This is a genomic window from Aeromonas sp. 603757 (genome assembly GCF_049171255.1).
Lineage (GTDB): Bacteria > Pseudomonadota > Gammaproteobacteria > Enterobacterales > Aeromonadaceae > Aeromonas > Aeromonas veronii_A.
Map to the genome: position 1 here is coordinate 111,830 of NZ_JAAKOE010000015.1, position 15,176 is coordinate 127,005.

Annotated in this window: 11 protein-coding genes; 3 read left to right on the forward strand and 8 right to left on the reverse strand. The window is 60.8% G+C overall.

Annotated features, from left to right (window positions below; translation table 11 throughout):
* Positions 1-2 precede the first annotated feature (2 nt).
* The 4 genes from dhbA to G5332_RS14950 are packed head-to-tail and all read right to left on the reverse strand — an operon-like array spanning position 3 to position 4,481.
* On the reverse strand, positions 3-764 hold the full coding sequence (gene dhbA, locus G5332_RS14935; RefSeq protein WP_421259557.1) for a 2,3-dihydro-2,3-dihydroxybenzoate dehydrogenase: 762 nt from the start codon (positions 762-764) through the stop codon (positions 3-5).
* On the reverse strand, positions 761-1,693 hold the full coding sequence (locus tag G5332_RS14940) for an isochorismatase family protein (RefSeq protein WP_227340858.1): 933 nt from the start codon (positions 1,691-1,693) through the stop codon (positions 761-763). The genes dhbA and G5332_RS14940 overlap by 4 nt, the downstream gene beginning before the upstream one ends.
* Complete coding sequence (locus G5332_RS14945; RefSeq protein WP_421311311.1) at positions 1,690-3,336, reverse strand: (2,3-dihydroxybenzoyl)adenylate synthase; 1,647 nt, start codon at positions 3,334-3,336, stop codon at positions 1,690-1,692. Before G5332_RS14945 ends, G5332_RS14940 begins: the two co-directional genes overlap by 4 nt.
* A complete protein-coding gene (locus tag G5332_RS14950) occupies positions 3,333-4,481 on the reverse strand; it encodes an isochorismate synthase (protein WP_421249167.1) in 1,149 nt (382 codons plus the stop codon). Before G5332_RS14950 ends, G5332_RS14945 begins: the two co-directional genes overlap by 4 nt.
* A gap of 266 nt (positions 4,482-4,747) precedes the next feature.
* Here G5332_RS14950 and G5332_RS14955 point away from each other — a divergent pair, with 266 nt between their 5' ends.
* A complete protein-coding gene (locus G5332_RS14955; protein ID WP_421311312.1) occupies positions 4,748-6,700 on the forward strand; it encodes a TonB-dependent receptor domain-containing protein in 1,953 nt (650 codons plus the stop codon).
* Between the two features lie 126 nt (positions 6,701-6,826).
* Positions 6,827-7,891: a 3-deoxy-7-phosphoheptulonate synthase gene (locus tag G5332_RS14960; protein ID WP_421173099.1), complete on the forward strand. Its 1,065-nt coding sequence runs from the start codon at positions 6,827-6,829 to the stop codon at positions 7,889-7,891.
* A 77-nt stretch (positions 7,892-7,968) separates the two neighbouring features.
* Here the strand turns inward: G5332_RS14960 and G5332_RS14965 are convergent, their stop codons facing one another.
* The 3 genes from G5332_RS14965 to G5332_RS14975 all read right to left on the reverse strand — a co-directional run bounded on the left by G5332_RS14965 (position 7,969) and on the right by G5332_RS14975 (position 13,650).
* Positions 7,969-8,967, reverse strand: coding sequence for a LacI family DNA-binding transcriptional regulator (locus G5332_RS14965; RefSeq protein ID WP_069527099.1), 999 nt, complete (start codon positions 8,965-8,967; stop codon positions 7,969-7,971).
* Positions 8,968-9,144: 177 nt separating this feature from the next.
* A complete protein-coding gene (locus tag G5332_RS14970) occupies positions 9,145-11,046 on the reverse strand; it encodes a transglycosylase SLT domain-containing protein (RefSeq protein ID WP_040066126.1) in 1,902 nt (633 codons plus the stop codon).
* A 99-nt stretch (positions 11,047-11,145) separates the two neighbouring features.
* Positions 11,146-13,650, reverse strand: coding sequence for a putative bifunctional diguanylate cyclase/phosphodiesterase (locus G5332_RS14975; RefSeq protein WP_421173100.1), 2,505 nt, complete (start codon positions 13,648-13,650; stop codon positions 11,146-11,148).
* 368 nt (positions 13,651-14,018) lie between these two features.
* Between G5332_RS14975 and hpf the strand changes: the two genes are divergently transcribed.
* Positions 14,019-14,357 (forward strand): ribosome hibernation-promoting factor, HPF/YfiA family, encoded by a 339-nt coding sequence (hpf, locus tag G5332_RS14980; protein WP_005334257.1) that lies wholly within the window; start codon positions 14,019-14,021, stop codon positions 14,355-14,357.
* Between the two features lie 111 nt (positions 14,358-14,468).
* Here hpf and G5332_RS14985 read toward each other — a convergent pair whose 3' ends face one another.
* Positions 14,469-14,978 (reverse strand): VC2046/SO_2500 family protein, encoded by a 510-nt coding sequence (locus tag G5332_RS14985; RefSeq protein WP_319889309.1) that lies wholly within the window; start codon positions 14,976-14,978, stop codon positions 14,469-14,471.
* Positions 14,979-15,176: the final 198 nt, after the last annotated feature.

Below are 15,176 nucleotides of genomic sequence, written 5' to 3' on the forward strand. Positions count from 1 at the left end.
GGCTAGACCCCCAGAGTGGCACCGCCATCAACCACCAGATCCTGCAGGGTGATATGGCTGGCGGCATTAGAGGCGAGAAACAGCACGCAGGCAGCCACCTCGTCGGGGGTCCCAAGTTTGCCAAGGGGGATCCCCAGCTTGAACTGCCCAGGCAGGCCCGCGATGGTGCGCAGCTCCCCTTCGCGCTGTTCCCCCTCCTGCCACATGCCGTACAGCATCGGGGTTCGGGTCGAGCCCGGCGACACCAGATTGCAGCGCACGCCGTAGGGGGCAAGCTCCAACCCAGCAGTTCGGGTCAGGCTGGTCAGCGCCGCCTTGGAGGCGCCATATATGCCCATCCCCACTCGCGGCACCCGACCGGCATTGGAGGAGACATTGACGATGGCGCCCCTGCGCCGTCCCTGAAACCACGGGGTCAGGGCTCGCATCAGGTAGAAGGGGGCGAAGGTGTTGATGGCAAAGGTGCGCTGCAAGAGGGCTTCATCCACCTCATCGATCCTGCCGGTCGCCAGTACGCCCGCGACATTGACCAGCACATCGGGCCCCAGCCCCTCGTCCAGCAGCTGTTCGCTGCAGCGGGTCACGGCCTCGCTGTCGCTGACATCGATTACCACTCCCTTCACGTTGCCGGGCAGCGCCTCGACCAGTTGCAAATCGAACGCCACCACGCTGGCTCCCACCTCGGCAAAGGTACGTGCCACCGCATGGCCAATTCCCTGTGCCGCACCGGTTACCCAGACGGTTCTGCCTTGCCACTCGCTCATGGGGTGCACTCCGGTTCGCTGACGTGATCTTCGTTGACCTGATAAGCCGTGGCCTGACTGACATTAAGCTGACGGGAGAGGAGCCCCCACCAGTGAGCCAGGGTCGGCGTGCGGGCCAGCTCGGCCAGCTCCACCACCAGCCCCTGCTGACGCCACTCTTCCACCAGCCCCATCACCGCCAGCGAGTCGAGACCGTAGTCGAGCAAGTTGTCATCCTCGGTGGGCTGCTCCTGCTGCATCTCGGCGGGCAGCCGCACCAACACCTGAGCACGTAGCGACTCCCGAGTCAGGGGGCGTTTGCTGGCCGCCATCACCTCGGCCACGGTAATCACCCGACCCGCATTGCGGCTGACGTAGGAGAGCGCCAACAGATGATCCTCGCGGGAGAAGTCGGCGATGGCATCTGCCACCAGGAAGGGGCGGATATCGCGCATAAAAGCATCGACCGCCGTCTGCATCACCCCGATATGGCCGTAGATGCCGCAGATCACCAGCTGATCTCGCCCCCATTCGGCCATCAGCTCTGCCAGCGGCGAGCGGCAAAAAGCGCTGTAGCGCCACTTGGTCAGCACCGTATCCTGCGGCTCGGGTGCCAGCGCCGGAACGATGGGTTGACGCTCCGGCGCCCGGGTCAGCCCCGGCCCCCACATGTCATTGAGCAGCGCCCGATCTGCCTGACTCTGTTCGGCGGGCTGGGCGGTATAGACCACTGGCATGCCGAGAGCACGCGCCTGACGGATCAGGGTGGCGATATGGTCGATGACCTGATTGATCAGCGGATTGTCTGGCCCGTAGAAATCGACGAAATAGTACTGCATATCGTGGACCAGCAAGGCGGCCCGGCCCGGTTCGAAGGGCCAGTTCACCCGCCCGGTGGGCAGCTCCTCTGCGATAGGCAGCGGATAGGCGGCGAGGGATTGAATGGTCATGCACACTCCTTGGCGAGCTGCTCGCGCAGCGTCTGTTTGTCTATCTTGCCGACCGGGGTGTGGGGCAGTTGCTCCACCAGCACCAGGCGATCGGGCAGTTTGTAATCGGCCACCCCCTGCTCGCGCAGGAAACGGCGCAAACGGGGCAGATTGAGGGGCTCGCGGCACATCAAAAAGGCGCAGCTGCGCTCCCCGAGCATGGGATCCGGCATGGCGACCAGTGCCGCCTGCCGCACCTCCGGGTGGGTCAGCAACAGCTCTTCAATCTCGAGGGCGTCGATCTTCTCCCCACCCCGGTTGATCTGATCCTTGTTGCGCCCCACCACCATCAGATGACCGCTGGGCAAGCGGCAGACCAAATCGCCGGTGCAGTAGAAACCGTCCCGATCAAAAGCCCGCTGATTGTGGGCATCAGCCTTGAAGTAGCCGCGAAAGGTGTAGGGTCCACGCGTCCAGATCTCGCCGCACTCGCCATCTGGCAAGGGGCGTCCGTCGCCGCCCCGCACCTCGACCTCGTCGCCCGGGCTCATCGGGCGGCCCTGGGTATTGACGATGTGCCACTGGTCATCCTCGATGCGGGTGTAGTTGACCAGCCCCTCGGCCATGCCGAACACCTGCTGCAGGCGGCAACCAAGGCGGCTCGCTACCGCATCGGCATGAGCCGGGCTGAGGCGCGCACCGCCCACCTGCACACACTCTAGGGAGGTCTGCGGATAGTGGCTGGCCGCCTCCAGCCAGAGCGCCAGAGCCGGTGGCACAAGTGCCGCCCAGTTGACCTGATGGCGCTGCACCAGCGGCAGACAGGTTGCAGCAGAGGGATCCTTTGCCAGCACCACGCAGCCACCGGCATAAAACACCCCGAGTGCCCCGGGGGAGCTCAGGGGAAAGTTGTGAGGTGCCGGCAGAGCGCAGAGATAGATCACCCGCGTATCCCAACCGCACACCGCTACGCTCTGGCGCACACTGTAGCCATAGTCATCGTGGGTACGGGGGATCAGTTTGGGGGTGCCGGTGCTGCCGCCGGAGAGCTGGAAAAAAGCGACTTGATCGGCCGGGGTAGGAGTTGGCGCGATGGCCGTCAGCGGCGAACCATCAGCACGGGCTATGGGGTCAGGCTGACACCATGCAAATCCCGACTGAAGATCGGAGCCTTCTACCTGCTCGAACAGCAGTATCTGGCAAGAAGGCGATACCAACTCATCAAGGGCCGCGAGGCTCCCCGCTTCACCGGCAAAGCCGGGATGGGAGGGGCTGAGTACCAGCAAGGCGGGCTCAATCTGGCGGGCAAAGGCCACCAGCTCGCGCCGCTGATGGCTGTAGAGGGCATGCACCGCCACTACTCCGCAGCGGATCAGGGCAAACCAGCAGATATAGAACTCGGCGCAGTTGGGCAACTGCACCAGCGCTGTATCGCCGTGGCCCAGCCCGCGCGCCGCCAGCCGCGCCGCCAGCGCATCAACCTCACGCTTTAACTGGCCATAACTAAGGGTTCGCTCGCCGCAGATCAGGGCCGTGCGCTCGGGATACCGTGCGGCGGAGTCATCGAGCAGGGCGGTGAGCGGTTGTCCGCGCCACCACCCTTGTGCCCGGTAATGGGCTGCCAGCTCGGCGGGCCAGGGGGTAAAGGGCACCAGCGGCTTCATGCGGTTACCTCCGGCTCCCGGCTTTCGAGGCCGAAGGCACGCAACATGGTGCCTAGCTTGGCGGCGGTCTCCTGCCACTCCGCTTCCGGCGAGGAGCCCACCACGACCCCGGCGCCAGCATAAAGCCGCAGTTGCCTGCCAGCCAGCACGCCACAGCGAATGGTGACTACCCACTCGCCATTACCATCGGCATCCATCCAGCCGACGGCGCCGCAGTAGAAGCGGCGATCGTACCCCTCGAGCCGGGCGATGGCCTGACGTGCTGCCGAGAGCGGCGTGCCGCATACCGCTGGCGTCGGGTGCAGTGCCAGCGCCAGAGCCAGCACGGGAGAGGGCTCATGGAGCCGCCCGGCGATGCGGGTCGAGAGGTGCCACATGGTAGGAGTGGCGATCACCTGCGGCTCCAGAGGGACGTCCAGCTCGCGGCAGAAGGGAGCGAGGGCCGCAGCGACTGCATCGGCCACCAGCGCATGTTCATAGCGATCCTTCTGCGCCCCCAGCAGTTCGGCACTGGCCGCCTGTTGATCGGAAAACGCGTGGCGCGGACGGGAGCCCGCCAGCGGATTGCTCACCACCGCCATCTCGCTGCGCGATACCAGCAGCTCGGGGCTCGCACCAAGCAGGGTCTCCCCCTCCGGCAGCGGGATCTGGAACACATAGGCGCCCGGATTCTGGGCCAACAGAGAGCCATAGGCGTGTGCGGGGGAGGTCTGCTCTGCGCTTTGCACATCGATGGCGCGCGACAACACCACTTTCTCGAGTTGCCCCTCGCTGAACTGCTGCAACGCCGCCCGTACCGCCCCCTGATAGTGGGCAGAGCCGGTCACTTCGCTCACCTCGCCATGGAGCTGGCAACAGCGGGCGGGTAACAACGCATCCCGTTTGACCCACTGCGATTGCGCCGGGATCACCAGATGCCAGGGGGATTGGGTATCAAACGGAATGGCGCCGATGGCGATGGGATTGACCATCCCCTGCTGGCGCAACCGACGCAGATGGGCGAGCAGCTTCTCCGGCGGGATGCCGGTAAAACTGTCGTGGATACCGGAGGCGACCAGTACCCTGTCACCGCTGGCAAAACAGCACACTTTATCCAGCCCGACCGCTGTGGCGGGCCACTCTCCTTCCAGTGCATGGTCACACATGACGGTGCTACTCCTTGGAATGAATCACTGCCTGATACGACTTAATGTGAGTCATTTGACTCACCAGATATCAGGGTGAACGGCATCCTAACAAGGAGCGAAAAAACGATCAATACAAATGAGAATCAATTTCATTAACTTCTTTTTAGTCAAAAGAGGGTGACGAACGAAACTGAGCTTCGCCGATAAAAAAGAGTTGCGATCGGAGCAAATTCAACTTGATAATGATAACGCTTATCATTTGAATGTTATGGAAGATGTAAATAATGAAATCCTCAACCTCCCGTTTTATTGCTCCCAGCCTGCTGGCCACCACCATCGTCACTCTGCTGACCCAGCAAGCCATCGCCGCCAGCAACACCCCTCAAGCCGATGAGGTGATCACCGTCACCACCACGGCGCACAATACCCGCTCGGCCCCCGCCTCCATCTCGGTTATCAGTGCCGAGCAGATCAAGGCCGCACCGGTCAATGACCTTGCCGACCTGCTGCGCCACGAAGTAGGCATCCAGGCCGAGACCGACACCAATGGCCGCAGCGATATCGGCATTCGCGGCATGTCCGGCAAGTACACCCTAGTGCTGGTGGATGGCAAACGCCTCTCCTCCTCCAATGCCCTGTGGCGCGGCGGCAACTTCGACAACACTCCCGTGCCCCTTGGCATGATCCAGCGGGTCGAGGTGATCCGTGGCCCCATGTCGGCACTTTACGGCTCCGATGCCATCGGTGGTGTCATCAATATCATCACCAAACAGCCGGGCAAAACCTGGCAAGGGGCGGCCGATGCCGACTTCAAGGCCATCGAAGGCAAGGATGGCGGCGATCAGCACAGAACCAACCTGGGCTTTACCGGCCCGCTGACCGACAACCTGCTGATCCAGATGAACGGCGAGGTGTATGACCGTCAAGCCTGGGCCCCCACCGAAGCTGCTGACGACATCCCCCTTATCGAAGCCAAACAGACCCACAACTTCGCCTCTACCCTCAGCTGGCTGGTGGATGAGCAGCAGCGCTTCGAACTGGATTACCTCTACAACCAGGATGAGCGGCCTCTCGATATCTTCCGCAAAACCGGCAACAAGGTGCACAGCCGCCAGCAGCAAAACGATCGCAACCTGTTTGGTCTGACCCACAAGGGGAACTGGAGCTGGGGTGACACCACCGTCATGGCCAACTACGAGACCTCCCAGATCGACGACTTCAACACCAGCTACTCTGCCCCACAGCAGCGGGAGCTGGAAGAGAACACCTTGACCCTCAAGGGCTATACCAACCTGGCGCTGGCCAACCACTACCTGACCCTGGGTGGTGAATATCTGGATCGGGAGCTGGTGGATGCGGTGAGCTACAAGGATATCGGCGGCAAGGAGAGTCACTCCCAGGAGGCGCTGTTCGCTCAGGACGAGATCGGCCTGACCGACAGCCTGACCTTCACGCTGGGCGGCCGTTACGATCACCACGAGATCTACGGCAGCCACTTCACCCCGCGCGGCTATCTGGTCTATGAGATGAACGATGTGGTGACCGTCAAGGGCGGGGTCAGCCAGGCCTTCAAGGCTCCGGCACCACACCAGTACTCCAACGGCTACAGCATCGAGAGCTGCGGCGGCAGCTGCCGCATCTATGGCAGCGACAAGGTCAAGCCGGAAACCAGCACCAACTACGAGCTGGGAGTCATCGCAGGAGAAGGGATCTGGGAGACCAGCGCCACCCTGTTCTACTCCGACATCGACGACATGCTCACCTTCAAGCAGTTGCCGAACTCCACTGACCGCACCTGGTACAACCTGGAGAAAGCCACCACCAAGGGGCTGGAACTGACCGGCAAGCTCGATCTGACCGACGATATCAACCTCGGCGCCAACTACACCTACCTCAAGGCTGAAGGCGATCAGGGTCAGGCACTGCCCGAGCGGCCTGAGCACAAGGCCAATGCCAAGATCACCTGGCAGGCCACCGAGCGGGTAAATGCCTTTGTCGGCACCACCTACACAGGCACCCAGTTTGCCGAGCAGACCGTCAACAAGGTTGTCGTACTGCACAAGCTGCCCAGCTATCAGACCTTCGATCTCGGCACCGGCTTCAAGGTCACCGAGAACTTTGACCTGCGACTGGGGATCAACAACCTGACCGACGTGCGCCTGCAAGAGAAAGACACCGTCTTCCAGAACGTCGAACCGGGTCGCAGCTACTACGTCAGCGGCTCAGCCCGCTTCTAAGGTAGCCAAGGCCGATATAACAGAGCGCGGGCCCATGCCCGCGCTCTGTTAACCAAGAGAATAAGGGGAAGATCCCCACTGGACAGCAAAGAGCATGCAGATTTCCATTTGTCATCAGGATCGCTCATGTTCACCTCACTTCTGAATGCTTCACCCCTTGCCACCCTGCCCACCCCTGACGAGATGTTAAAGGCAAGACCCTGTCCGGCACGGCTCGCTCGCCAGATCGCTCGCAGCCGCCAGCAAGCCTGCCATATTCTGCAGGGAGAGGATGATCGCCTGCTGCTGGTGATCGGCCCCTGCTCCATTCACGATCCGGCAGCCGCCCGCGACTATGGTGGCCGGCTCGCTGAACTGCAGGGCCAATACGGGGAGCAGCTGCAACTGGTGATGCGCACCTATTTCGAAAAGCCGCGCACGACGCTCGGCTGGAAAGGATTTATCTTCGATCCCGACCTCGATGGCAGCGATCAACTGGAAAAGGGACTAACCCAGGCCCGGGAGTTACTGTTGGCACTTGGACAGGAAGGGCTCGCCTGTGCCACCGAATTTCTCGATCTCACCAGCATGCTCTATCTGGGGGATCTCATCAGCTGGGGCGCCATCGGTGCCCGCACCACCGAATCCCAGCTCCACCGCCAGCTGGCCTCGGCCCTTCCCTGCCCCATCGGTTTTAAAAACGGCACCGATGGCAATATCCGGATCGCAGTCGAGGCGATCCTCGCCAGCCGGGCGGCCCACCTCTATACCCAGCCTTCCGGTGATGGCCAGCTGGCACTGGTGCGCAGCCATGGCAACCCCGACTGCCACCTGATCCTGCGCGGTGGCCGCCAGCCCAACTATCAGAGCTGTCATGTGGCAGAGGCTGGCGACTTGCTGCGCCAGCAGCATCTCTCACCCCAGCTGATGATCGATTGCAGCCACGGCAACAGCCAGAAACAACATGCCCACCAGCTGCTGGTTGCCCGTGACATTGCCGACCAGCTGGGTGCTGGTAGCCATGCCATCGCCGCCATCATGGTGGAAAGTTTTATTTGCGAAGGGCGTCAGGAGATTGGCAGCAAACCGCTGCGCTACGGCCAGTCGATCACCGATAGCTGCATCGGCTGGGAACAGACAAGGCAACTGCTCGATATGGTGGCAGAAGGGGTGGAGGCGCGCCGTCAGCAGCGGGTCGCCCTGGCGGGATAAATAGCGGATTATTCAGATAACGCAGAAAAGAGTGTGGCCCCAATGGGGCCACACTGTTGTTCACTATCTGACGCTCGTCAGGCGACTGACTCACGCTCAACCAGCTGGGCTTCAAATTTGAGCGCCAGGCCGTCCACCGGCTTGTGATCGAGCAGACGCAGCGCCAGCTCGGCAGCGCGGCTGCCCATCTCCTCGATGGGGTAGCGCACCGTGGTGAGCTTGGGATAGATGTAGCGGGCGTAGGGGATATCGTCGAACCCCACCACCGAGACCTGCTGCGGGATCTTGTAACCCCGCTCCAGCAGGCAAGAGATGGCGCCGGCCACCATGCCGTCATTGAAACCGAGCACGGCGGTGAACTCGACACCGCGCGCCAGCAGTTCGCTCATCGCCACATAGCCGCCATTTTCGTCGGCATAGGCGCGGCTGACGAGAGCAGGATCAAAGGCGATCCCGGCTCTGGCCAGGGTCTGGGTGTAACCGGCCATCCGCTGCTGACCATCGACAAACTCTTCATCATCGGAGGTGATAAAGGCGATGTTACGATGACCGGCATCCAGCAAGTGCTGGCACGCGGTGGTGATCCCCGCCTGGTTATCGAGCCAGACGCAGCGATCCTCAAAGCCCGGCACCTGACGGTTGATAAACACGATGGGGGTAGAGCCTGCCGCCAGCTCGCTCAGCTCCTCGTCCGGGAGCGCCTTGCTGTGGAGGATCAGCGCATCGCACTGGCGCTGCAGCAGCGCCTGAATGGCGTGACGCTCGCGCGCGATATCGTGGTTGCCAGACATGACGATGGTGAACTTGTTGGCCTGATCGACCATGGTTTCGATGCCACGCATCATCTGGGCAAAGAAGGGGCCGCCGCAGAGGTCGCCAACCAGCACGCCAATGCAGTTGGAACGCTTGCTGACCAGTGCCTGGGCAAAACTGTTGGGTCGAAAATTCAGTTCCTTCATGGCCGCCAGTACGGCCTCACGCTTTTCCGGTGCTACCTGTGCCGTGTTGTTGATAACACGCGACACGGTGGAGATAGACACATTTGCCAGCTGAGAAACGTCTTTAATCGTTGCCACTATCCATTCCTTTATTGTGGGGGAACCTGTCGGTGCCGACGCCCGAGTATACCCTGCGGCCTGATGCAATTCCCGGAGCCAGGTCACCAGGCATGTTTCCTTTGGTAACAAAACCTTACCCGATGATACCCGGCAGCAGGGAAATTTGAAAACAGGGGCCGGCTGGCGGCCCCCGACTCAATAGGCGTGATTGAGCTCCCGCTCTGACATGAAGCGCAGCGGCTGCTGCAGCTTGTGCTGATAAATGAGATCGAACGACAACACGTTTTGCACGTAGTTGCGGGTCTCCTTGTAGGGAATACTCTCGACCCACACGTCCATCGGCTTGTTGTCACTCTGCTCTCGCCAGCGTTTTACCCGTCCCGGCCCGGCGTTGTAGGCGGCCGCCGCCAGGATCCGGTTGCCGTCATAGACATCCAGCAAGCGCTTGAGATAGGCGCTCCCCAGACGAATATTCATCGTCGGATCAAACAGTTGCTGCTCGTTGCGATAGGGCACCCCCAGCTTGCCGGCAGTCTCTTTGGCAGTAGCAGGCATCAACTGCATCAGACCGCGCGCCCCCACCGGCGACTGGGCCAGCGGATAGAGGGCACTCTCCTGACGGGAGATGGCATAGAGCAGGCTGGTGTTCATGGTGCGCTCTTGCGCCATCTGGGAGAAGGTGCGCTTGAGCGGCAGCGGGAAGCGCAGGTCCAGGGCATCCCACGCTTCGGCGCGAATGCTGGCGAGAATGGCCAACTCGTGCCAGCCCTGATTGAGGGCGATATGACCAAACTCGATGCGCTGGGCCACCGGATTGCGATCCATGTTGTGGATCCACTCCGAGCGGGCCGCCGCAATCTCGTTCATCGACAGCAGCTCGCGTACCCGCAACAGGAAGGGCCAGCGCTGACTGGCCGTGCGCCAGTCCGGTACATGCTTGACGCTCTGGTTCTTGATGCGATAAGGCACCCCGGTGCGCTGGGCGGCCATGAAACCGTAGAAACCGCGCAGGTTGGCAGTCTCCAGATAGAGATCCCGCGCCGGTTTTTGCTGCCCCTGCACCTCAAGGGAGCGCGCCATCCAGTAGCGCCAGCGATCCTCTTTCTGACGGGCCATCGGCATCATCTTCACCCAGCCGGAGAGGCCACGCCAATCCTGCTCCCAGATGGCCAGTCGCGCCCGAAGCTCGGTGATGTCGGGATCCGCCAGCTTTTTCACCGTGCTGTCGACCCAGCTGCGCTGGGCAATGGAGCGATCCAGCAGCAGGCGGCGGGCAATGGCACGCTCTACCGGTTTCACCTCGGCCTGGGTCAGGCCGAAACGGCTGCGAAACAGCGCAAGCTGGCGCAGCACCGACTCCGGCTCCTGATTAGCATAGCGGGTCAAACCGAGGGAGAGCAGCTTGCGGGAATAGGGATTGCTGCTGAAATAGGCCGGGTTCATCGCCTTGGCTGGCTGCTCGAACAGGGTCACCATCTGATCGCCATAGCTCTGCAAGCCGCTACCCAGGGTCGCGCCAAGGTGGCGGATCAGATTGGGGTTTTCCGCCTCGAACGCCAGCGTCATCCGCTGCCAGATCTTCTCCTGGGTTCGCTGACCGGATGCCTGCCACAGCTGGAACAGCGGTGAGCAGGCATCGGGGCGCGATTGGCCGCTCATCCAGATCTTGCCCGCCCCCTGCAACGCCTCTTTCGGCTTGCCGGTGTAATAGAGCGCCTGATAGTGCATGCAGAGCAGATCGGTGGAGCTCGGCTTGGCCGGATAGAAGCGCAGGAACTGCGACCACTGCTGGCTCTGGGCCAGATAGGTCAGATAACTGCGCTCCAGCCTGTTGGACTGGGGGGTATCTCCATGCTGGCGGATAAAGCGGGTCACATCGTTGTAATCCGCCGCCCCCGGACGAAAGGCGAGCTGATAGTAATCGAGGTAAGGGAGCAGGGGGTAATGGGTCAAACGGGCACGAATTTGCTGGAAACGGGCCTGATCATTGGCCCGTACGGCGTCATACGCCTGACGGTAGAGCGTCTGGTCGGCAGTCTGCGCCATCAGGGTCGGCACAAACAGCGCCGACAAAACAATTCCCCATACAGCTTTCACTGAACATCTCCATTGAGGGCAATACACCGCCCGGTGGCGGTGGGTCTACTGCCTCTCATTCTACCCGTTGCCGGGCAGCGCTACAGCGGGGAGCAGGGACTATTTTTCTGCCTCGCTCAGCTGCATTTCACGCAGTTGCTCCGGTCTGGTCAGCCGCTGTACATATTTCTCCAGATAGGGCACCGGCAGCGGCTTGGAGGCGAGATAGCCCTGATAAAAACTGCACCCCTGCGCCTTGAGAAACTCCAGTTGCTGACGGGATTCCACCCCTTCCGCCGTGACGTTAAAGCCCATATGGCGCGCCATGGCGATCACCGCCTCGACGATGGCCATGTTGTCGCCATCTTTCGGGATGTCCTGGATGAAGGAGCGGTCGATCTTGAGCTCATCGGCAGGCAGCCGCTTGAGGTAGCTCAGGGAGGAGTAACCGGCGCCAAAATCGTCGATGGCAAAGCTGATGCCGAGCTCCTTGAGCTCGGTCATCTTGCTGATGGTGTCCTCGGCATGACCCAGCACCACGGATTCGGTGATCTCCAGATTGAGGCAGGCCGGATCCATGCCGGTTTGCGCCAACACATCGTGGATCCGCTCGACAAAGTCGGTGGCATGGAACTGCTTGGCACTGACGTTGACCGAGATCTGCGGAATATGGATGCCGTTCTCCTCCCACAGCACATACTGGGCGCACGCCTCGTGCAGCACCCAGTTGCCGATATCGACAATCAGGTCCGTCTCCTCGGCAATGGGAATAAATTCGGCCGGCGAGACCAGCGAGCGACCGGCCGGCTGCCAGCGAATGAGCGCCTCGACACCAATGATATCGCCGCCATCGACCATATGCTGGGGCTGATAGTAGAGGGTCAGCTCTTGCTGGCTGAGGGCGTTGCGCAATTCGTTGTGAATGAGCAGACGGCGATCCGCCTGCTGCTGCATCGAGGCATCGAAGAAGCGACGGGTCTTGCGGCCAGCGGACTTAGCCTGATACATGGCGGTATCCGCCTGCTTGAGCAGATCATCGACCCCCTGCTCCCGATCCGGAAACAGGGTAATGCCGACACTGGCGCCGATGTGCAGCACTTGCCCCACATAGGTATAAGGAGCGGCAATCTCGGTGATAAGCCGTTCGGCAATGATATCGGCCTGCATCTCCGCCTGGGGCGGGCTGGCCGAGAGCGATGGCAGCAGCAACACAAACTCGTCACCGCCGAGGCGGGCCAGGCAATCCCCCTGTCGCACCAGCCGTTTGAGACGGGCGGCGACCTCCTTGAGCAGCCAGTCACCGGTGGCGTGGCCGAGGGAGTCGTTGATGGTCTTGAAGTGATCGAGATCGATAAAGAGCAGCGCGCCAATCAAGCCATCGCGGGTCGCCTCGTTGAAGGTATGCACCAGAGTCTCGTGGAGCTGACGGCGATTGGGCAATCCGGTCAGCTCGTCGTAATAGGCGAGATCCTGAATGCGTCGCTCGGCCGCCTTGCGCTCGGAGATATCCTCGAAGCAGATGACAAAGTGGCTGATCACCCCCTTCTCGTCCTGCACCGGCGTCACTATCTCCCACTGGGGATAGGTGTGACCATCGGCATGGCGACGCTGGGTCTCCCCCTGCCAGCGGCTGAGGGTATTGAGCTCGTAGCCGAGCCCGCCCAGATTGGGCCAGAGATCCTCTTCCAGATGCAGACCCAGCACCGACTGGCTGTCAAAGCCGGTGATCTGGCTGAAGGCGTTGTTGACCCGCAGGATCTTGAACCCCGGATCCGTAATGATGATCCCTTCGTGGGTCTCGAATGCAACGGCAGAGAGGCGCATCTGGGCATCGGATTGCAGACGCTCCAGCTCGGCCACCATCCGTACCGAGAAGGTATTGAGCACCGAGGTGAGGTTGCTGGTATCTGCCGGGGCCGAATAGAGCAGCGCTAGATGGCCCAGAAGTTGGCCTCTGGCATCAAACAGCGGCTGACCATAATAAGTCTGCCCGGCCGCCAGCCAGGGTTGATACTCCTGCGACTCGTCGATCACCTCGAAACAGATGGCCCCTTGCTTGTAGAGCTCCTGACAGGGGGAACCCGCCAGCGGGTAGTCTTTAAGCGACAGCCCGTCGGCGGCCAGCACTTTGACCCGGTCGGCACCGCACAACTCCCCCACCCAGACCGCATCCACCTTGAGGATATGGGCCAGCTGGCTGACCAGGGTATTGAAGAAATCGAGTCCGGTGCGGGCAGAGAGCGCCTGCGCCAACTGGGTGAGCAGGGTGGTTTGCAGCAATGGCAAAGAAAGGTTGAGAGAGGAGACCGCACTGTTGGCGGTATCAAGAGGGGCCAGCCAGCCACAGCAGATCTGCTGGGTAGGCACAAACTGGCCGCTCCAGAGCACATGGTTGAGCTGCCCCTGATCATCTTTCAGATGACCGATGAACTGTTCAGGCAGATGTGATTCATGAAGCCGGACGAGAAAGTCGGCAAAGCCTGCCTCATCTTCCGGTAACAGGCGAGCGGCCCAGGGATGATTGCCCTCCCCTTGCCACTGCTGGTAGGCCCCCTGATCAGAGAGACTCCACTGATCATGTTGCCGATCGAAAAACCACATGACTTGCGTGGCCTGCTGCTTCATTTACCACTCCAACACAACAACCAACCACGTTTGATGTCCAATCAGGCATAGCAACGCCCCCTGCATCCGCTCATCAGATCAGAGGTTGCGAGGGAAGAGTACAAACATGCGATATCAAGCAGTGGAAACCGGACATGAGGTCGACACGAAGTGCTGCCAAGAAGGGACAGAAACGATCCTATTCCCGTCATACTGCCTGCCAGTTTCATGGAGCTCAAGCTGTTTTTGGCACGAAACCGGAAAAGATCACAATTTATAAGTTGCTGAATAGCCAAGGGAAGGTTATGTGACATGGATCACATTTCAATCTTTACCAATGAGTAATCTGAAGGTGAAGACACAAGCAAGACGACCCGAAGGGGGCCAATATGAAAATCGAAATTACCAGCAAAATCATCGACATCACCCCGGCTATCCGCGAGCGCATCGAATCCCGTTTTGAAAAGCTCGAACGTCTTCAGGTGCCTCTCATCACACCCCATGTGATTGTTTCCAAAGAGCGTCTGATGTTCACTGTCGAAGCCAGTGCTGGCATCCCCAACGGCAAACTGTTTGCCCAAGCAGAGCATGAGGATCTCTACGCCGCCATCAACGAACTGGGGCAAAAACTGGAGCGCCAACTCAACCGTCACACCGAAAAGCCGATTGCCCGTCGTGCCAATGCAGCGCTCAAAGAGCAGCCGCAACCGGATGAAGCTGACGCTTGATAGCATGCCGCAAGGCTAATAATTCCAAAGAGCATAAAGGCGGGGTCACCCGCCTTTTTGTTGCCTGTGATTTGCCGACAAGCATCGCGTTACGTCAGTGAACAGGCGCCATCAACTGAGCCAGTGCAACCGGGTATCCACCCCCTCTTGCAAACGATCGAGGATCGGCAGCAATACCAGCGGATCCTCCTGGCGTGGCATATCGGCCAGCTTTCCTTGCAACCGCTCCCGCGCCAGCGGTGACAGGTTGTCGTAGACAGCCTCATCCAGCAGTGGCTGTTTGACCGCCAGCGGCGGTGTTTGCAGCGCCAGCCAGAGCCGCACATCCACCATGCTTCCCCCCTGCTGCAGCCGCTCATTGATGGCACTGCAGTCACTCCCCGCCCCTTCAGCCACCAGCACCTCTGCCGGTCTCAGCGCAAAGTGCATACGCCAGTCACGGCTCTGGGGAGTGGCCGCCGGTTTGGCATCAAACCAGGGCTGCTCCTCCACCGCGTCGGTCAGCAGGGCCAGATGCAACCGGAAATCCGCCCGATCCCCATGCTGCAGGTCACGGTTGAGGCGCTGCCCCAACTGACCCTCATCAACGAGCAGGTGATTACGGATTGAACTGGGCAGCATGAGATAACTCTCTAAAATGGCAATTTCACTGGTTATCGGCCACAAATCCAATTCTTTTAATGGAAAAATCCTGCTTGGGGGTTCACAAATCCGGAAGATCTGTTAGTATGCGCCTCGCACTTGTGGAGGGGTTCCCGAGCGGCCAAAGGGATCAGACTGTAAATCTGACGGCTCTGCCTTCGAAGGTTCGAATCCTTC